General features: G+C 61.2%; 14 protein-coding genes and 2 pseudogenes. 6 read left to right on the forward strand and 10 right to left on the reverse strand.

Annotated features, from left to right (window positions below; translation table 11 throughout):
* A partial coding sequence (locus BMY22_RS19590; RefSeq protein WP_143068557.1) for a transposase occupies positions 1-322 on the forward strand: 322 nt, incomplete at its 5' end.
* A 208-nt stretch (positions 323-530) separates the two neighbouring features.
* On the opposite strand, the gene BMY22_RS19595 is transcribed toward BMY22_RS19590, so the two are convergent.
* From BMY22_RS19595 to BMY22_RS19610, 4 genes are all read right to left on the reverse strand, one after another.
* A complete protein-coding gene (locus tag BMY22_RS19595; protein WP_090624852.1) occupies positions 531-3,239 on the reverse strand; it encodes an MMPL family transporter in 2,709 nt (902 codons plus the stop codon).
* A 544-nt stretch (positions 3,240-3,783) separates the two neighbouring features.
* Positions 3,784-4,503: a phosphorylase family protein gene (locus BMY22_RS19600; protein ID WP_244158933.1), complete on the reverse strand. Its 720-nt coding sequence runs from the start codon at positions 4,501-4,503 to the stop codon at positions 3,784-3,786.
* Positions 4,500-6,479, reverse strand: a complete 1,980-nt coding sequence (gene shc / locus BMY22_RS19605; RefSeq protein ID WP_090624854.1) for a squalene--hopene cyclase — start codon at positions 6,477-6,479, stop codon at positions 4,500-4,502. Before shc ends, BMY22_RS19600 begins: the two co-directional genes overlap by 4 nt.
* Before the next feature lie 35 nt (positions 6,480-6,514).
* Positions 6,515-7,642, reverse strand: coding sequence for a phytoene/squalene synthase family protein (locus BMY22_RS19610; protein WP_090624856.1), 1,128 nt, complete (start codon positions 7,640-7,642; stop codon positions 6,515-6,517).
* Positions 7,643-7,865: 223 nt separating this feature from the next.
* Here BMY22_RS19610 and hpnA point away from each other — a divergent pair, with 223 nt between their 5' ends.
* The gene (gene hpnA, locus BMY22_RS19615; protein ID WP_090624857.1) at positions 7,866-8,846 is read left to right on the forward strand and encodes a hopanoid-associated sugar epimerase; all 981 of its coding nucleotides are present in this window, start codon (positions 7,866-7,868) and stop codon (positions 8,844-8,846) included.
* A gap of 4 nt (positions 8,847-8,850) precedes the next feature.
* Here the strand turns inward: hpnA and BMY22_RS19620 are convergent, their stop codons facing one another.
* From BMY22_RS19620 to hpnI, 5 genes are all read right to left on the reverse strand, one after another.
* On the reverse strand, positions 8,851-9,744 hold the full coding sequence (locus BMY22_RS19620) for an aminomethyltransferase (protein WP_090624858.1): 894 nt from the start codon (positions 9,742-9,744) through the stop codon (positions 8,851-8,853).
* Between the two features lie 34 nt (positions 9,745-9,778).
* On the reverse strand, positions 9,779-10,810 hold the full coding sequence (locus BMY22_RS19625) for a lysylphosphatidylglycerol synthase domain-containing protein (RefSeq protein ID WP_244158934.1): 1,032 nt from the start codon (positions 10,808-10,810) through the stop codon (positions 9,779-9,781).
* On the reverse strand, positions 10,807-11,628 hold the full coding sequence (hpnK, locus tag BMY22_RS19630) for a hopanoid biosynthesis-associated protein HpnK (RefSeq protein ID WP_090624859.1): 822 nt from the start codon (positions 11,626-11,628) through the stop codon (positions 10,807-10,809). The genes BMY22_RS19625 and hpnK overlap by 4 nt, the downstream gene beginning before the upstream one ends.
* Positions 11,625-13,052, reverse strand: a complete 1,428-nt coding sequence (gene hpnJ, locus BMY22_RS19635) for a hopanoid biosynthesis associated radical SAM protein HpnJ (protein WP_090624861.1) — start codon at positions 13,050-13,052, stop codon at positions 11,625-11,627. Before hpnJ ends, hpnK begins: the two co-directional genes overlap by 4 nt.
* A gap of 74 nt (positions 13,053-13,126) precedes the next feature.
* Positions 13,127-14,287 carry a bacteriohopanetetrol glucosamine biosynthesis glycosyltransferase HpnI gene (gene hpnI, locus BMY22_RS19640; RefSeq protein ID WP_090624863.1) on the reverse strand — a complete coding sequence of 387 codons (1,161 nt, stop codon included), beginning with the start codon at positions 14,285-14,287 and terminating at the stop codon, positions 13,127-13,129.
* 158 nt (positions 14,288-14,445) lie between these two features.
* Here hpnI and idi point away from each other — a divergent pair, with 158 nt between their 5' ends.
* The 3 genes from idi (at position 14,446) to BMY22_RS19655 (ending at position 17,484) form a co-directional block, all read left to right on the forward strand.
* Positions 14,446-15,078: an isopentenyl-diphosphate Delta-isomerase gene (idi, locus tag BMY22_RS19645; RefSeq protein ID WP_090624865.1), complete on the forward strand. Its 633-nt coding sequence runs from the start codon at positions 14,446-14,448 to the stop codon at positions 15,076-15,078.
* Between the two features lie 151 nt (positions 15,079-15,229).
* Positions 15,230-16,360: an adenosyl-hopene transferase HpnH gene (gene hpnH / locus BMY22_RS19650; protein ID WP_090624867.1), complete on the forward strand. Its 1,131-nt coding sequence runs from the start codon at positions 15,230-15,232 to the stop codon at positions 16,358-16,360.
* Between the two features lie 5 nt (positions 16,361-16,365).
* Complete coding sequence (locus BMY22_RS19655) at positions 16,366-17,484, forward strand: glycosyltransferase (protein ID WP_244158935.1); 1,119 nt, start codon at positions 16,366-16,368, stop codon at positions 17,482-17,484.
* 304 nt (positions 17,485-17,788) lie between these two features.
* Here BMY22_RS19655 and BMY22_RS19660 read toward each other — a convergent pair.
* Positions 17,789-18,091 (reverse strand): annotated as a pseudogene (locus BMY22_RS19660) (transposase); the annotation flags it as partial.
* A 109-nt stretch (positions 18,092-18,200) separates the two neighbouring features.
* On the opposite strand from BMY22_RS19660, the pseudogene BMY22_RS19665 reads away from it, so the two are divergent.
* Positions 18,201-18,414: pseudogene (locus tag BMY22_RS19665) on the forward strand (IS4 family transposase); the annotation flags it as partial.

Below are 18,414 nucleotides of genomic sequence, written 5' to 3' on the forward strand. Positions count from 1 at the left end.
CTTCCTGGCCTATGTCGGGCAGGTCCTGGTTCCCGAGCTGACGCCCGGCGATATCGTGGTGATGGACAACCTGCCGGCCCACAAGGTCGCGGGGGTACGCCAGGCCATCGAAGGCGCAGGAGCCACACTGCGCTACCTGCCTCCCTATAGCCCCGACCTGAACCCGATCGAGATGGCCTTCTCCAAGCTCAAGGCACTGCTGAGAAAGGCGGCGGCGCGGACCGTGCCGGAGCTGTGGCAGAGCATTGGCGAGGCAATCGGGCAGTTCTCGGCGCAGGACTGCAGGCACTACTTCGAGGCAGCCGGATATGAATCGGGATAAGGTAAAAATGCTCTAACTCAGACATAGCCAAACTGAAAGACCAAGGAGTGGCTCGATGGCGCCGCGGCCCGCGCTCTATGTCTCTACCTCCGGCCTGTGCAATCGAGACTTCGAAAAGCAAAAGACCTTGAGAGGGTTGGCTCTGAAGCGGCGAAGCCACATAAAAAAACACCGGCGCAAGGCCGGTGTCAGGGGGTGTGCAGTCCGATTACCGAGCATCGACCGGGGCACCGCGAGCCCTCGGGGTTGCCGGTGCGGGAGCTTCGATTTCGCGGATTTGCTCTTCTTCGTAAGGCTCCCGGTTCGAAACGCCAATGGTTTGGCTGGGCCGGGAAAGCATGTACAGCAAGGCGGGTAGAAATACGAAGGTCGCCAGCAGCACGGCGAACAGGCTCAGCAGCAATAGCAGGCCCATGCTGGCCGTGCCGGGATGGCGTGCTATCGCCAGGCTGCCGAAGGCGGTGCCAGTGGTCAGCGCCGAAAACAGGACTGCCCGCGCGGTGGGCGAGTCCAGAAACTGGCGTATGCCGCTGCGCCAGTTCATGACGAAATAGACGTTGAAGGACACTCCCACGCCCAGCAGCAGCGGCAACGCGATGATGTTGGCGAAGTTGATCGAAATGCCGAGCAGGTGTGCCAGCAGCGCCGTCAGCAGGGCCGATATCAGCAGGGTTATCATGACCAGCCCCGTGTCGAGCCCTCGCCGCAGTACCGCCATCAACACCACGGCAATGGCCAGCATGGCGTAGACGGCCGCCTGCTCGAAGGCCAGCAGGATCGTGTCGGCCGACTTGACGGTATCGAGCGCCGGGCCGACCGCCTGGGGAGCCACATCCTGGACGGCTTGCACGAACTGGCGCAGGCCCTCGGTATCCTGTGCGGCGGCCCCCGGCGTGATCTGAATCCGTACTCGGCCATCGCTGGTGAACCAGTCACGCTTGAGATGGTCCGGCAGATTCTGCAGCGTGATGCGTTGTGCGGAGAGCGAGTCCCGCAATTGCTCGAAGGTCCTGGGCAGAAACTGCGACAGCGCCTGGCTGGCCTTCAGCAGTATGTCATCCGGCGCTTCGGCCAGACGACCCAGGGCCGTACCTATATGCAGCAGCGGCGCGTCTGGCGACAGGTTGCCGGCGACACCGGCAATTTCCTGGCTGGTTTTCCGGGCAGCCCTGCGCAGGTCCTCCGCTGTAGGCGCCGGCGTCTCGGTATGTGGCCGCAGCAGCGAATACATCAGGTCCAGCGTCTGGGATACTTCCTCGAGCTTGTCGTCCTGGTCGTCGGGGACGAAATCGGCCGCCGACACCACCTGGGCTACTTCAGGCAGAGCGCCTAGGCGTGCGCTCAGACTGCGGGCTTCGGCGAGGTCGGCAACCAGCACGTTGAGCGTGAAGGGATTGGTATTCGGATCGTCCATCAGCGAGTTGAGGGTTCGCATGGACTCGCTGTTCGCGTCTTTGGTATGCAGCGGATTGGCATCGAAAGGCAGATTGATGGCGCTCCATAAACCTGCCAGAGCCAGGATGACGAACGAGATCAATACGGGCCGGTGATGGCGAGCCAGCCAGGCATCGGCCATCACGCCGCCGGGCAGGGCGGCATCCCTGTGCGAGGTGACCCGGCGGGCCATCAGGCTCAGCAGCGCCGGCAGGATCGTCAGAGTACAGACCAGGGCCAGCAGCATGCCCACACCTGCAATGATGCCCAGTTCGGCCATACCGGAAAAGCGGGTCGGGGAGAACGCCAGGAAGCCGCAGGACGTCGCCAGTGCGGCTAGACCGATCTGCCCCCCGACCCGCAGCCCCGTCCAGTGCAGAACCTCGGCGAAATCGCAATCGCTACGCTGCTGAGCGCTCAGGCGTACCCCGAACTGGATGCCAAAGTCGACGGCAAGACCGACAAAGAGTACGGCAAAGGCCACCGAGACCAGGTTCAGGCTGCCGACCGCGAAGGCGGCAAATCCCAGCGTGTAGATCAGACCGATCACCAAGGTCAGCACCACCGGGACGATCAGTTGCCAGGAGCGCAGAGCCAGGACCAGCCAAAACACCACCAGCACGGCCCCTCCGATGGCGATGGGGGCGGCGCGATCGGTCAGTGAATGGAATTCATCGTCGGACAAGGGGACCGAGCCGGTGTAATTCACCTGGGCACGACCGGCTTTCACGGCAGGCAGTTCGCTGGCTACCTGCAGCATCGCCTGAGTCGCGGCCTGGCCAGGCTCGAGAGCGTCGTAATCCAGTACTGGATGAATCAGGACCAATTCCAGCCCGCCTTTATTCCCGCTCAGCTGGGGGGTCAACAAGGTTTGCCAGGACAACGGCGAAACCTTGCCATCCAGCGTATTGTCCAGCACCTGCACGATGGTGTTGAGCGCACCGTCGTAGGCCGAGATGAGATCGGCCATGCCATAGCGTACGCCTTCGACCATCATGTTCAGGCCTTTCATGAAGCCTCGGGCCGAAGGGTCGGTCACCAGTGGCTCGAGCAACTGGCCCGCCTGCGTCATGGTGTCCAGGACATCGGACAGTTGATCTTGCGGCAGCAGCAGCAAACCGTTCCGGTCGAAGAAGGGGCTGATTCCAGGGGTGGATACCGACCGGATGTTGCGCTTGTCGTTCTCCAGGCCGGCAGCCAGGGCAACCGCCGTTTCGCGGGCCTCTTCTGGTGTCGGAGCGCGCACCACGGCGACGAGCGTGTCGCTGAATTGAGGAAACTGGCCGGCAAACTCCATGCTCTGCTGGCGCCATTGCAGACTAGAATCGAAAAGATGATCGGAGTTGGTATCGACGCTGAGGCGTGTCGCCGCCCCCATCAGGCAGACGACGGCCAGCAGTATTGCCAACGGCAAGACAATGAAAGGATGGCGACCACTTTGATCTACCAGATAAACAAGACATCGCTGCGCCGTTCTGATCATACCGATTCCACTGTTGCATAAGCTTTGTGCCTCCTGTGCAACGAATGCTCAGGATGGCACCAAGTATTGAAAATTCAGCCGCGGAGCTTATCACCCTCAAGGGGGCTCGACTTGGCCCCGATACGAAATGTGGTCTTGCCATCGCAGATGGAGTCCGACTCTTCGTCAAGCTTTTCGTTATGGTGGTATGCGAGGGGATCAATGATTTTTCCCGCCTATCGCGCCCGAAGGATGCAATATCGCTCCATGCTCCTCATTGACTTGGGGTCCGCTTCCAGTCATTGGTGCAAAGAATCGAAAGAGAATTTTCACGTACAGACAACAGTTTCCTGGAGGGCTGCAATCGTCCCGACCTTGGCTCTTGTCTTGTCCGTCAAGAGTAAAAATGCAGGCTCACCTATCCATCAGGGGGCTGTTTGATGCCTCCTGATTGAGCAATGTTTTGCCACGAAGAGCATTTGGCGGAGGGGACTTCGCCAAGCCACGGAAACGCATCTTCACGTAGCGAGAAACCCCGCGCCATGCAGGCTGCGGCTTCTCTCTGCTATGGCATGGCCAGACGCGGGCCGGTCACCGCCAGCGTGGCGCGTAGCGCTCGGATAGCTCCGTTCATTCGCGAGGACAAGGCGGGTAGACGAGCGATCATTGCCGGGTTGCGCGCCAGAGCCGCGATCAAGCGGGCTGGCACTGGTCGGCCGAACGCGTCGACCGCTGCCAGCAACGGGCCGGGAAGCTCGTCATCACGTTCATCGACGATGGCTCGCAAGGCCATGAAAGGCAAGCCAGACTCTGCCGCCACGGCGGCCACTGCCGCGCTTTCCATGTCCACTGCCGCGGCGGCATAGCGGGCGTGTGCCTCTTGCTTCGCCGTAGTGGTGGGCAAGGGGGCGGGCAGGCTGAGCAGCGTTGCATCTGTCCGCACATCCAGCCGCGCTGCGCCAAGCTGCTCTCGCAAGCGCGCAGACCAAGCCGTATCGCTCGAATAGATCCGGCCCTGTTCGTCGAGAACATGGCCGGGACAGATCAGCATGCCGTTACGCAGACTGGCCTCCAGGGCACCGGCTACACCCAAGATCGCCAGCGCCTGCGCTCCGTCTTTTACCAGCGCTTGCGCTGCGGCTCGGGCTGCATCCGGACCCATGCCGCTCAACAACAGGCTGCACCCGTCGGTCAGCGGTAGAGCGCATTGCGGCTGTGCCCGTCTGAGCAGGACATCTGCTTCGGCCTGCAGCGCCACAACGATGCCGACGGGCAGCGAGGTCACTGCTGAGTCCGGGAGCGCGCCAGCAGATACCGGTAGCGGGCCAGTGCGTACAGCGGGAAATAAGCCGCGTAACCGTGGTACTTGAGGTAATACACTCGCGGAAAACCGGGCGCATTGTGCGACGGATGGGACCAGAGTCCATCGGTCTGCTGGCAGGCGAGCAGGAATGCGATGCCGCGCCTCACGGAGTCGGACTCTGCTTCACCCATGGCCAGTTGGGCCAACACTGCCCAAGCCGTCGTGTGCGGCGTGCTGACCCCGCCGTTGGTGCCGGCCAGGGCCGGGTCGATGTAGCTGTCGTTGGTTTCGCCCCAGCCGCCGTCGGCATGCTGGCGCGCACGCAGCCAGTCGACGGACTTGCGCAGATAGGGTTGATGGAGGTCTTCGCCGGCCAGGACCAGGCCGGAAAGCGCACTCCAAGTGCCGTAGATGTAATTGTTGCCCCAGCGCCCCCACCAACTGCCGTCGGCCTGTTGGCTTGCGCGTAGGTAGTCGATGCAGCGGCGCAGGTCGTCGCGGTCCTGGTCGCGCGCCAGCACGCCGAGGCAGGCGGCCACGCGGCCGGAGACGTCCTCGGTCGGCGGGTCGAGCAGGGCACCGTGGTCTGCGAAGGGAATAGCGTTGAGATAGTAGTAGGTGTTATCGGCATCGAAGGCGGCAAAGCCACCATTCTTCGACTGCAGGGCCAGCATCCAATCGGCGGCGCGATCGGTATTGAGGTGGTGGTGTCCGGGCTGCCCCCGGCGGCGGTCCAGTACGTGCAGAAGAGCAGCTACTAGGGCCGTGTCGTCGATGTCCGGGTAGTAGGCGTTGGCATACTGAAAGGCCCAGCCGCCCGGCGCCGCTTCGGGGGCGCGCGCGACCCAGTCGCCCTTGCAGTCCAGTTCCTGGCGCTGCACGAGCCAGTCGCAGGCCTGTGTGATGGCCGTTTCGGTCGCGGCATCGTCGCCACTGTGGATCAAGGCCATTGCGCTCCAGCCCGTATCCCACACTGGTGAGACGCAGGGTTGGCAATAGGCCGAGCCGTCGTCACGGTGGACGACCAGCTTTTGGATCGAGCGCAAGCAGGTCTGCCGGACCGGATGATCCTTGGGGTAGCCGAGCAGAATCATCGCCTCGTAGCTGTTGACCATCGGCGGGAAAATCGCGCCGAGGCCGTCCTCGCCATTCATGCGCGGTAGGAACCAGGCCTCGGCCTTGCGGATAGCGCGCTGGCGCAACGATTTCGGCATCCAGCGGTCGAGTCCGCGGCCAAGTTTGTCCAGTCCGAGGAACAGGCGGTTCAATATGCCGCCACGAAGGAAATAGTGGCGCTCCTGCTCCGGCGGGGTGACGAACAGTTCGCGGATATCCACTTGTCTCGGGTTGACGGCCTTGGCCTTGAGCGAGCAGAGGATGGTCAAGGGCACCAAGGTGGTCCGCGCCCAGTAGGACATCTTCTCGATATGGATTGGCGCCCAGCGCGGCAGGAGCATGATTTCGACCGGCAGGTAGGGTACGGCGCGCCAAGGTACTTGCTCGAACATAGCCAGCAGGATACGGGTGAACACATTGCTTCTGGCGGCCCCGCCAAGCGCCAGTACCGCTTCCCGTGCGCGGAGCATGTGCGGCGCCTCGGGGGCGTCACCGGCGGCCTTGAGCGCGTAATAAGCCTTGACCGTACACGACAGGTCGATCGCGCCGCCTACGTACTGCGGCCAGCCGCCATGGCTCTCCAAGGCCTGGGTGGTGCGCAGGTAGCGCGCCATCTTTTCCTGCAGGTCGTCGTCGATCTCATCCGTGAAATGCATCATCAGGATGTATTCGGCAGTGATCGTGCAGTCGGACTCCAGTTCGAAGCACCAGTGGCCGTCGGCACCTTGCCGTTCCAGCAGCGCTGCGCGGGCCCGTGCAATGGCCTGGTCTAGACCGGTCGTTTCGGGGTCACGAGAGTGGCTGTCGGCACTGGCTGGGGGGAGAAGGGAGGAACGTTCCATTATGGCTGCACATCACTTGTATCAGTGGGGTTGCACTAGGCCGTTTCGGCGAAGTAGGAGATGGCGCTTTTCGGCCAAATAAGGTGCGTATGCGGAGAGGAACTCCATTCCGCTGACAGCGGCGTCAGCGGAAGCTTGTGTGCGGCTGCCGCGAATAGCCAACGCAGGCCGGTATTGTATTTTCCGGTCAGTCGGGTGAGCGCGATGGTATAGGCCACTGCCCTGCGCGATACCTTTACTTGCGCGCCGGCGGAGAAATCGAGATTTTTCTGCAGCTTGCGCAGCGTCAACACGGCCAGGCCTATGCTCCACAAGCAAAAGCGGCGGAACCCCGCGTGCTTGGCCGGAATCATCAGGGTGTACTCCAGCGCATTGCGCAGATGGGCATGTGCCACGCCGATGAGTTCGGTCAATGCGCCCGCATAGTTCGCGTCCTGCTGGCCAGCCTGCAGTCCCTCCAGGCGCACGCCATAGCGGGTAAATACATCCTGCGGCAACCAGCAGACACCGCGGCTGTAATCCTCCCACTGGTCCTTGAGGATATTGGTCATCTGCAGGCCCTGGCCAAAGGAAATCGCCATACGCATCAGGGGCTCACGTTGGCTGGCCAAGGTCGGGTCGAAGTCGATGAGCAGCTCCGTAAGCATTTCGCCCACTACGCCGGCTACGCAGTAGCAGTAGCAATCCATGTCGCGCAGCGTATCCAGCCCGTGCAGGCCCACGTTGCGCTGGAAGTCGTGCATGCCGTGAGACATCACCTTCAGGCAATTGACAATCGCCATACGCTGCGCCGGCCCCAGGCTCTGGGTAACCTGCAGTACCAGCGGCAACTGGCTCACCAGGTCGCGCTCGGCCTCCAGGGTCCTTTGGGAAAACAGGGGGGCCAGTTCGGCGGAGAAGCGCTGAGCATCGATGCGGCCGGTCACCGCATCGATGAATGCGTCTTCGTAGCGACGCTTTTCCTCGGCGGAGAACGCCGGCTCGTCCTCGATGGTATCGGCGGCGCGGCATAGCAGGTAGGCGTTGGTCACCGCACGGCGCAGTGGCGGTGGCAACTGGGGAATCGTCAACGCGAAAGTTCTGGATACTTTGGGAAGGATGGCGTTTTGGTAGGCGTCGGCACCACTTTCTGAGGCCACACTAGCTAGTTGGGGTTCGAGCATGGGGTATGCCTTGGCTTTCCTCTTTATTCAGTTAGATAATAATGTACTTATGTAGAAAGATTTAGTACATACTGGGAAGATGTATTGCTTGTAATTATCGGTTTTCTCTTCCTGCGTTCTGCAGAGGGTGCGGCATGCTCGGCATGTGGTGAGCCCGTGCTTGAGGGTTCGGATCTGTGCTCGTCGGCCCCGAATTAAGGATCACTCCATTGATGGTAATACCATGAAGGCACTGGTGACCGGAGCCACCGGCTTTGTCGGTTCTGCCGTAGTGCGTCGTCTCCTGCGCGATGGTCACCATGTTCGCGTGCTGGTGCGGGCGACCTCGGATCGTCGCAACCTGCAGGGGCTGGACGTGCAGGTCGTCGAGGGGGATCTCACCCAGGCGGCATCGCTGCAGCATGCCTGTGACGGCTGTGATGCCCTGTTTCATGTGGCGGCCGATTACCGGCTGTGGGCGCCGCAGCCCGCGCAGCTCTATCAGGCCAACGTCGAGGGCACGCGCGCCATGCTCGAGGCAGCCAAGCGGGCTGGTGTGCCGCGTATCGTCTATACCAGCAGTGTCGCCACCCTGGGCATTCCCGTGGATGGCTGCCCCGGTGACGAAAACACGCCTGTGGCGCTGATCGACATGATTGGACACTACAAGCGCTCCAAGTTTCTCGCTGAGTCGCTGGTCCGGGAGTTTGCCGCAGAGGGCCTGCCAGTGGTGATCGTCAATCCCTCGACTCCGATCGGGCCACGTGACATCAAGCCTACTCCCACCGGGCGGATCGTGCGCGACGCCATCGCCGGTCGCCTGCCGGCTTATGTGGATACCGGCCTCAATGTCGTGCATGTGGACGATGTGGCCGAGGGGCATTGGCTGGCGTTTCAGCATGGTGTGGTGGGCGAGCGCTATATCTTGGGCGGCCATAATCTCAGCCTGAGAGAGTTGCTGGTCGAGATCGCCGACATCGCCGGGCGTGCGCCGCCCCGATGGAGATTACCGCATGCCGCAGTCATGCCCGTGGCCTATCTGGCTGAAGGTTGGGCGCGCATGACCGGCGTCCAGCCGATTGCAACGGTGGAGGAGGTGCGCATGTCCAAGAAGCGCATGTTTTTCTCCAGCGCCAAGGCCGAGCGCGAACTCGGCTATGCGCCGGGCCCTGTCCGCCTGGCGCTGGAGGATGCGGTGAGGTGGTTCAGGCAGCACCAGCAATGAGCGTTTAGCGCATGAAGCGACGTGCCAGGCGCGCCATGCGCGGCATGAAGGTCGGGCGCAGCAGGCGCTTATCGTAGCCCTCTGTCCGGCGCTGGTCTTCGGTTAGGCACAGGTCCAGCAGCTCGGACAGCTTGAGGTTCACGCCGATCTGTTGGTGGCCGGTGAGGGTGAAGTTGGCGTCCTGCATTTCGCCGTTTCCGTCCAGGCCGCGAGCGATGCCGATGCGCTCCCAGATCAGGAAAGCCCACACCCGCAGAGCTTTGAACTCGAAGGCTACTCGGCGATACCAAGGCAGCTGGCAGCGGTGCCAAGCGAGCCAGTTGGCGAAGAACAGGATATGTCGGGCTTCCTCCTGCATCACCGGTTCGAAGGTTTCCACCAGTTCCGGCGGGAAGAAACCGGTACGCTTGGCTGCCTCGAACAGGCCGAAGCCGAAGAAGCTGTCGATGCATTCGCTGTAGCCCGTAACCAGCCAGCCCCATTCGGGGTCCTTGGGGACCAGGTATTCGGGCTCGGGAGTCAGGGGAATGCCATAGGCTTCGACCAGCTTGCTGAGCACTACCTTGTGGCGTGCTTCTTCGCCGCCATCCATGATCATCGTTTCGTTCAGTAGCGGGTCGCTCACCATGGAGGCATAGGCAGCTACGCGCAGCTGGGCACGCCCTTCAGTCTGCACGGCGATATCCCAGATCGGCAGCGAAGTTACACGCTGCAGCACTTCCGGCTCCAGCTTCGGCCAGTCAATTACTGCCGGCTTGTAGGGATTGTGGGTATCCAGCAACATGCGGCAGAACAGCCGTTTATGTTCCTCGGAGCCGATCTCGATCTGACCGGGCTCTTCACCCGACCAGTTACGCATGGCGTGATCGGCATCGGCTGTGGAAACATCGCTCAGCATCAAAAGTCCCCTTTTCTCGAAAATGACGAATTAACTAGTAGGTCTTGCGTATCGTTGCATAGCTCGGTTGGAGAGCATTGTCGCCCAGTCCTGCACGCAGTCGGCGTATCTCGGCCCATTGCCAGGAAATCAGCGCAGGCAGGCCGAATCCTACCTCGCGCATGCGCTTGACCAGCGACAGTGCGAGGCTGGCATCGGGTGGCACGCCGATCAGGCTGCCAAACAGGACCAGCCCGCCCTCCTGCACGCCCAGGCCAGCCGGCACAATAAAAATGATATGGCGCAGGGCTTGGGTCACCGCTTCAATGGCAATGGCGTCCCAGACGCTGATGGGAAAACCCAGCATTTCTAGAGCCAGCCAGGTTTCGAAGCTGCCCACGATGAAGCCGGCAAGTTGCCAGCTACAGGCACCAGCCAGTCGCCAGGGGCGCGCACACAGCGTGCGGATGTCCTGATCCAGGTGCTTGCCGTTGATCAGCTCGGTCAGCTTCGAGCGTCCCCCGAGAAGCTTTTCCGCCATCGTTTCCAGGCGCGAAAATACCTGGCCATGACGCAGCAGCATGAACAGCGCAATCGGTATCGGCAGGCTGGCAACCAAAGCGCCCAGCACCGAGCCCAGAGTGCCGATCTGCTGCGTCAGGACCACCATCAGCAGGATGCCCAGAGCAGTAAACAGGTACTGGTTTATCAAGGTCAGCAAGACTTCAATGACTATCCCTGCGGTGATTGCTGCACCTCCGATGCCGTACCACTTGACCATGCGGATGCCGACGATCTCGCCACCGATATTGGCTACCGGCAGCAAGCGATTGAAGGCTTCGCGGACCGCTGCGATCCAGAACAGCACGGCCAGTCCGGCACGTCGCTGTGGATCGAAAGGGGCGACCAGCATGCGCCATCCCAGGACATCCAGCAGCAGCGGCAGCGCATGAAAAGGCAGTAGCCATAGCAAAGCCCAGCCAGCCCGGTCAAAAGCTTCGAGAATGGCTGCGCTGTCCTGATGGAGGACGATGGCAATAATCGCGACCAAGCCAAGCAGGCCGGAAATGTAGGTGATTTTTTTCATGTCGCCGCCGGATCGCCAAAGCCATGACATAACTGATAACGCTCGGTGATTGCGCTGCGCACGCGTGGCGACAGCAGGGCTGCCAGCTCATCGACATGTCGATAGCCAGCCATGCTAGGCGTCAGCCCGTCATGGGTGGCTGGGTGCAGATACAACTCCGAAAGCCCTTCTGGCAACTGCTGCAGAATGTCGAGCAGCACCGTCTCGCTCATATTGCCGCTATGGCGAAGACCGAAAACATGATCGTTATAAGTAACTCCCGCCCGATCCAGCCGCTTGCGCATCAAGGCCAGCCACGGGCGCAACCAGGGGCCCGTATCCGGTTCTGCCGGTAGCCGCACGGCCCGCAGGCCGAAGTCCCGGCCAATGCCCAATAATAACGACAGAATGGTCGGGTGCAGATGGAAATGCTTGTGTGCATTGACGTGATCTAGCGCCAGGCCAGTGGCGGAGAAGGCTTCGAACTGGGCTCGGATCTCGGCAGCCAGCTGGCGTTGCACGCGGGGCAGGAAGAAAAAGCGGAAACCGTTGCGCACCATATCGCTGTCGAACCAGCCCTGGGCATCCACCAGATCGGGGATATGCTCGGGAGGCAATGTGGCCTTGCCGTCAGCCAGCACCAGGTGCAGGCCGATAGCAAGACCGGGTAGCCGTCTGGCGCGAGCAATCGCGTCTTCGGCTGCAGGTGCGGCTACCATCAGACTGGCTGCCCGCAGAACGCCTTCACGATAACCACGCTCGACGGCTTCGTTTACGGCCTCATGCAGGCCGTAGTCGTCCGCTGTCACGATCAGGCGCTGGCGAACCGCTTCGCTCATGACTCATGCGCGCGCAGGAAGCGGAAAAACTCCACGCCCTCACGCAGGCGGCGCTTGGTCATTTCCCAGCTGCCCAGCATTTCCTTGACGATCTCCCAGATCTTCGAGGGGCGGAAGTAGAAGCTTCGGTAGAAAGTCTCGATGCCGTGGAAGATATCTTCCTTGGACAGGTGCGGGTAGCTGATCAGGGCCAGCTGTATGCCCTTGTCGTTGACCAGGTTGATGTCCTGGTTAGGCTCCAGCCAGCCGTTTTCTACCGCCTGCTTGTACATCTGGGTGCCGGGGTAGGGGGCGGCCAGCGACACCTGGACGGTGTGTGGGTTGATCTCCTTGGCGAACTCGATGGTCTTGGCGATGGTTTCCTTGGTCTCGCCCGGCAGGCCGAGGATGAAGGTGCCGTGTATCTGGATGCCCAGCTTGCGGCAGTCTTCGGTAAACCGGCGTGCGATATCGGTACGCAGGCCTTTCTTGATGTTGTGCAGGATCTGGTCGTCGCCGGACTCGTAGCCCACCAGTAGCAGGCGCAGGCCGTTTTCCTTCATGATCTTCAGGGACTCGTACGGCACGTTGGCCTTGGCGTTGCAGCTCCAGGTCCAGCCCAAGGCATGCAGGCCGCGGGCGATTTCATGTACGCGCTCCATGTTGGAACTGTCGGTGAAAGTGTCGTCGTCGAACATCAGCTCCTTCACCTCGGGCATGTTCTCCTTGATCCACTTCGCCTCGGCGATCACGTTGGCGGCCGAACGAACGCGATAGCGATGGCCTCCGACGGTTTGCGGCCACAGGCAGAAAGTGCACTTGGAGCGGCAGCCTCGGCCAGTGTAGATGGACACGTAGGGGTGTTTGAGATAGCCGATGAAGTAGCGGTCGATCTTCAGGTCACGCTTGTAGACGGGCGCCACGAAGGGCAGATCGTCCATATTTTCGATCATCGCCCGCGGCGGATTGTGTTGCACGCTGCCGTCGGCGAGCTTGTAGCTGATGCCGGTGACGTCCTCGAAGGGGCGGCCTTCGGCGATTTCCTTGCAGGCGTAGTCGAACTCCTCACGCGCAACGAAGTCGATCGCTGGCGAGGCGGTCAGCGAATCGGCCGGATCGACCGCGACCTTGGCGCCAACCATGCCGATCAGGATCTTGGGCTGGCGTGCCTTCAGCAGTTCGGCGAACTTGGCATCGGTAGGGAAGGAGGGCGTGCTGGTATGGATGATCACCAGTTCGTACTCGGCGGCGATCTTCAGCGATTCCTCCACCGAGAGTTCTTCCACTGGCGCATCCAGCAGGCGCGAGCCGGGTACCAGGGCTGCCGGCTGGGCCAGCCAGGTCGGATACCAGAAGCTCTTGATCTCGCGTTTGGCTTGGTAACGCGAACCGGCACCGCCGTCGAAACCGTCAAAGGACGGCGCCTGCAGAAAAAGCGTCTTCATAGAAATTCTTAGCTCCAACGGCCATCAGGCCGAGATTTACCAACCGTCTGCCAGCACACCACGGCAATAAACGGTCAAGGATAACGCATCGGCCTGTCCTTATGCGCATGCAGAACCTGGCCGCGCCATTTCACCCGCCAGCTGGTCAGGGCTACAGCCCATTCCAGCAATAGCAGCAGATCGCGAAATGGAGTCAGCAGGACCTCATACCAAGGCGTCGACGGGCGTCTGGCCTCGTGGCCGAGGAAAAACCGCGCAACGCGCGCGCTGCCCGCTGCCATGGCCAGCCAGACGCCCAGTGTCGAGGGTGCCAGCGTCAGGCCAAGCAGGGACACCGGCCAGGTGAAACAGACGAAGCTCATCGCGAAACCGCCTGGCGCGATCGCACGGATTGTGCGCAGCCAGCGCAGCTCGTGCGCCCACAACTCAGCCAGGCGGGTTTCGCTCACTTCGGTACCGACCACCAGATCCGATAGCACCGTACGCAGCCCGGCCTGCCGGGTCAGCTCGCCCAGCCAGAAATCGTCGGCCAGTGTATCGCGCAGAGCCTCGAAGCCGCCGATGGTCTGCAACGCTTCGCGGCGCAGTGCTATGGTCGAGCCGAAGGCGAAACGGGTGGAGCCGGATGCATGCGATAGGCGAACCGAAGGCGCGAACCAGTCGTCGATGAATAGGCAACCCAGACGTGACCAGAATCCGTCCTGTGGCACGCCGTAGTAAAGACAGGTGACGATGCCCACGCCAGCGTCTGCCAGCGGCGCCGTCACCCGTGACAGGTAGTCCGCCGGCACGCTGATGTCGCTGTCGGCCAGTACCAGCCAGTCGTGGCGGGCCAGCGGCAGCATGTTCAGCAGGTTGCTGACTTTCAGATTAGCGCCATGCACGCGCGGATCGATGACTAGGTCGATGGCCAGTTGCGGGAATTCCGCGCGCAGTCTATGCACCACGGCAATGGCGGGATCCTGGTGCTCACGCACGCCGAATATCAACTGGTAGTTCGGATGAGTCTGCTGACAGAAGCTGCGCAGGTTCTCGTATAGCCGCGGTTCGGCGCCATGTAGGGGCTTGAGTACACTGATCGGTCGCGCGCAATCACCGGCACCGAGCGGAGGGGCCGGGTCGCGCATGTTCTTGAGCGCGGCTCCCAGGGTGGCGACGGCATAGCCGGCGGAGGCGGCGACCAGTCCGGTGCCCAACCAGGATGCGAAGGTGCTGACGAAGTGATGGATCGGCATAAGAACGTTTGATGATAGCAGTTGCTCAATAATAACAGTTGCTTGATGATAGCAACCTAAGTTTTCTTAAAAAGGCCCGATGGTGCCATCTGTCGTAATCTTCGCGGTGAGTGCTTGATGATGGCGTTGTGCCGCGAAGGTTCGATGCTATCGCTAGGATGATGCTGGAAGTGAGTCTGGTGAGGGGATTGATCTTGGCAAATCAGGAACAGGAGTGCCGCCAATGGCGTCACTCGATGGACGTGGTTTCCTTCAATGACGAACCGTTGGTACTGGTCGACGAGCGCGATCAGGAAATCGGTTTTCTCGACAAGGCATCCGCGCACCAAGGACAGGGTTTGCTGCACCGGGCCTTTTCGCTGTTCGTGTTCAATCGCCAAGGCGAGCTGTTGCTGCAGCAACGTGCGGCAGGCAAGCGCCTGTGGCCGGGCTTCTGGTCCAATACCTGCTGTAGCCACCCGCGTCGTGGCGAGACGCTAGACGAGGCCATTGAGCGACGCTTGGGTGAAGAGCTGGGCATGCAATGCGCGCTGCGCTTTCTGTTCAAATTCGAATACCAGGCACAATTCGACGCCGAAGGCGCCGAGCACGAGCTGTGCTGGGTGTATGCCGGGCGCAGCGATGAGTCGCCCACCCTCAATCTCAACGAGGTCTCGGCACTGCGGTATGTTTCTCCGGAAGCGCTGGATCTAGAAATGGCGGAGCAGCCGCAAAGTTTCACCCCCTGGTTCAAGATCGAATGGGAACGCTTGCGCCGGGAGCATGCCGAGGTATTTGCGCCTCTCTCTTGAGACTTCTGATCCGTTCATCACGTCCCCTGCGTAGCAGCAACCAGGGGCGGGCGGATGACTTATACTGCCGGCGAAATAAGTGCATGGCATTCGCCTGCTATTCGCATGCACCCCCGTTTATACATGGCAGACCGACATTGCGGAGAACCCATTGGGCATTCCCCTTATTCAACAAACCAAAATTGCGCGCTACATTCTTGGCAAGAAGCTGAGCGGTCAGCGCCGCTATCCACTGGCGATGATGCTGGAGCCTCTATTCCAGTGCAATTTGGCCTGTGCGGGCTGCGGCAAGATCGATCACCCTAAGGATGTCTTGCGCAAGCGCATGAGCGTCGAGGACGCTTTGCGCGCCGTGGATGAGTGCGACGCGCCGGTTGTTTCTATTCCCGGCGGTGAGCCTCTGATTCACAAGGAAATGCCGCAGATCGTGCAAGGCCTCATCGCGCGTGAGAAATTCGTCTACCTGTGCACCAATGCCCTGCTGTTGCCCAAGCACATCGACGAATACGAGCCCTCGCCCTACTTCACGTGGTCGATCCATCTCGATGGTCTGCAGAAGCGCCACGATGAATCGGTGTGCATGGAGGGTGTGTTCGATAAAGCTGTCGCCGCGATCAAGCTGGCGCTTTCGCGCGGCTACCGGGTGACCATCAACTGCACCTTGTTCAACAAGGAACCGCCGGGCGAAATTGCCGACTTCTTCGACTACGCCATGTCTCTGGGCATCGAGGGCATCACCGTTTCTCCGGGTTACAGTTATCAACACGCACCTCGTCAGGACGTGTTCCTGGGTCGTACCGAGAGCAAGGAGCTGTTCCGCGAGGTGTTCAGGCTCGGCAAGGAGCGCAAGAGCAAGTGGGTATTCAACCAGTCGTCGATGTTCCTCGACTTCCTTGCCGGCAACCAGCGCTACCAGTGCACGCCGTGGTCCAACCCGACCTATAGCATTTTTGGCTGGCAGAAGCCCTGCTATCTGCTGGTCGACGAAGGTTATGCGCCGACTTATAAGGCGCTGATGGAGGAGACCCAGTGGGAAAACTACGGTGTCGGCATTAATCCCAAGTGCGATAACTGCATGGCCCACTGCGGCTTCGAAGGCAGCGCGGTCGACGATACCTTTGCACATCCACTGAAGGCCATGCGTGTGGCCATGTTCGGGCCGCGTACGGACGCTCCGATGGCGCCGGATCTGCCGGTGCTGTACGGTAGCCGAGACGAGGCCAGCTCTGTACGCATCCCGGTCAGCACTATTCATTCCGATGCTGACATGGAAGTGGACTAGCGAAGATGCCTAACGTATCTGCACAAGGCTGGATGCTTGCCTTCCTCCCTGTCCTGATCTGGGGGGGGCTGCTGCTGCTCCCATGGCGACCATGGAGCACTCGCGAACGGCTTGAGGCTGATGCGGAAGCGGTGCAGGCGGCTGATCTCAGCGAAATTACCGTGTTGATCCCGGCGCGTAACGAGGCCGAGACTATAGGTGCCACCCTGGCTGCCCTGCAGGCGCAGGGAGACGGATTGCAAGTAGTGGTCGTGGACGACCAGTCCACCGACGCCACGGCGAGTATTGCCGCCGCCTATCCCCATACCCGTGTCGTGAGTGGCCAGCCCTTGCCGGACGGTTGGGCTGGCAAGCTGTGGGCGCTGGAGCAGGGGAAGTCGCAGGTGCATACAGCGATGACTCTTTTGCTTGATGCCGACATCCAGTTGCAGCCAGGCCTGTTGCCGGCATTACTGGCGTTCAAGCGGCGTGAAGGACGGCAGTTCGTTTCGCTGATGGCGGACCTGCGCCGCACCAGCTTTTGGGATCGTCTGCTGCTGCCGGCATTCGTCTATTACTTCAAGCTGTTGTACCCATTCGCCCTGTCCAATTCGCGCACGAGACATGTCGCTGCGGCGGCAGGCGGTTGCGTACTGCTGGATACCGAGGTTCTACGGCGTATCGGTGCCTTTGCCAGCCTGCGAGGTGCCCTGATCGACGATTGCACCTTGGCACGCCAGGTCAAGGATGCCGGCTACCGTACCTGGCTGGGCCTGAGCCGGGGTGTGGTGAGCCTGCGTCCTTACGGCAGCCTGGCCTCCATCCACGACATGGTGGCGCGTTCGGCATTCACTCAACTCGGCTACTCCACGTGGCTGCTGTTGGCTGTCACGGCGATTTTTGTCGTCGCCTATGCAGGACCGTTCGTCTCGCTGAACTCATCGGCTCGGCCTTGGGCTCTGACCGCTTGGGCGGCCATGATGCTGAGCTACCTACCGATATTGCGCTACTATCGAATGTCCCCGTTCTGGGCCTTGCTGCTGCCGCTTAGTGCAGCGTTTTACCTTGGCATGACGTGGAGTTCGGCCATCCGCTATTGGCGTGGCATACGTTCACGCTGGAAAGGACGAGCCTACAGCTCCTGATGGATTCGTAGATACCTCCTGGCCTCGTTATTCCAGGGCAATCGCATCCCTCTTGCGTTGAGCGGGGATTGTCGGTAGCGGATAAGGCTTTTCCGAGCTCCATCATACTGCCCAATCCCCACCCCTGCTTCGCCAGGCTCGTCAACCCGCGGCGCGAAACCCGCAACAAGCTGCATGCCCGCCGGACATCGTCATGATCACACTCTGCGCCACCCTGTGCGGCCATGATGGCTAGAACATTTTCACTTTATTCAGAGTCATAGCCAGCCGCTTTGAAGTACTGCCTGCAGTCCTCTGCCGAGAACTACGCAATCGCCTCGCCAATGCCCTGCCACAGCTCCGGCACGGTTCGCGCCGCCGCCCTTCTCAGTAGCGCCTTGAACTTGGAGAGGGCCGTCTCGATCGGGTTCAGATCAGGGCTATAGGGGGGCAGGTAGCGCAGGGTGGCTCCTGCGCCTTCTATGGCTTGACACCCCCTGTGGGCCGGCAGGTTGCCCATCACCACAAGGTCGCCGGGCGTCAGTTCGGGAACCAGAACCTGCTCGACATAGGCTTGGAGGGCCGGGCCGTTCATCGCGCCGTCGAGGATCAGTGGGGCCGTTAGGCCCAGCCCTTTCAAGGTGTTTGCGTAAACTCTCCCGAGGATCAAGCGGGAGGGTAAGACGATGTGGGATGCAGTTCTGGCGCGCTTCGAGAGGCAGGCACCGGCCAGCGTCATGGCACGTCTGGCGCTGGAACGGGCGATGCCGGCCGCCTGGATCGACGAAGTGTTCGAGACTCACCGGCAACGCCAGTATCCACGCGAGCTGCTGTTTTCCACGGTGGTCGAGCTGATGTTGCTGGTTTCCCTGGGGTTGCGCCCTTCGCTGCATGCCGCCGCGCGCCAGATGGACCACCTGCCCGTATCGCTGACGGCGCTGTACGACAAGG

It is taken from the genome of Azotobacter beijerinckii, assembly GCF_900110885.1.
GTDB lineage: Bacteria > Pseudomonadota > Gammaproteobacteria > Pseudomonadales > Pseudomonadaceae > Azotobacter > Azotobacter beijerinckii.

Bases quoted from the DNA above. Each gene is read 5' to 3' on its own strand.
- hpnA (WP_090624857.1), top strand. From the start codon at position 7,866: ATGAAGGCACTGGTGACCGGAGCCACCGGCTTTGTCGGTTCTGCCGTA.
- hpnK (WP_090624859.1), bottom strand. From the start codon at position 11,628: ATGAGCGAAGCGGTTCGCCAGCGCCTGATCGTGACAGCGGACGACTAC.
- BMY22_RS19625 (WP_244158934.1), bottom strand. From the start codon at position 10,810: ATGAAAAAAATCACCTACATTTCCGGCCTGCTTGGCTTGGTCGCGATT.
- idi (WP_090624865.1), top strand. From the start codon at position 14,446: ATGATGCTGGAAGTGAGTCTGGTGAGGGGATTGATCTTGGCAAATCAG.
- hpnJ (WP_090624861.1), bottom strand. From the start codon at position 13,052: ATGAAGACGCTTTTTCTGCAGGCGCCGTCCTTTGACGGTTTCGACGGC.
- BMY22_RS19655 (WP_244158935.1), top strand. From the start codon at position 16,366: ATGCCTAACGTATCTGCACAAGGCTGGATGCTTGCCTTCCTCCCTGTC.
- shc (WP_090624854.1), bottom strand. From the start codon at position 6,479: ATGGAACGTTCCTCCCTTCTCCCCCCAGCCAGTGCCGACAGCCACTCT.
- BMY22_RS19620 (WP_090624858.1), bottom strand. From the start codon at position 9,744: ATGCTGAGCGATGTTTCCACAGCCGATGCCGATCACGCCATGCGTAAC.
- BMY22_RS19610 (WP_090624856.1), bottom strand. From the start codon at position 7,642: ATGCTCGAACCCCAACTAGCTAGTGTGGCCTCAGAAAGTGGTGCCGAC.
- BMY22_RS19595 (WP_090624852.1), bottom strand. From the start codon at position 3,239: ATGATCAGAACGGCGCAGCGATGTCTTGTTTATCTGGTAGATCAAAGT.
- hpnI (WP_090624863.1), bottom strand. From the start codon at position 14,287: ATGCCGATCCATCACTTCGTCAGCACCTTCGCATCCTGGTTGGGCACC.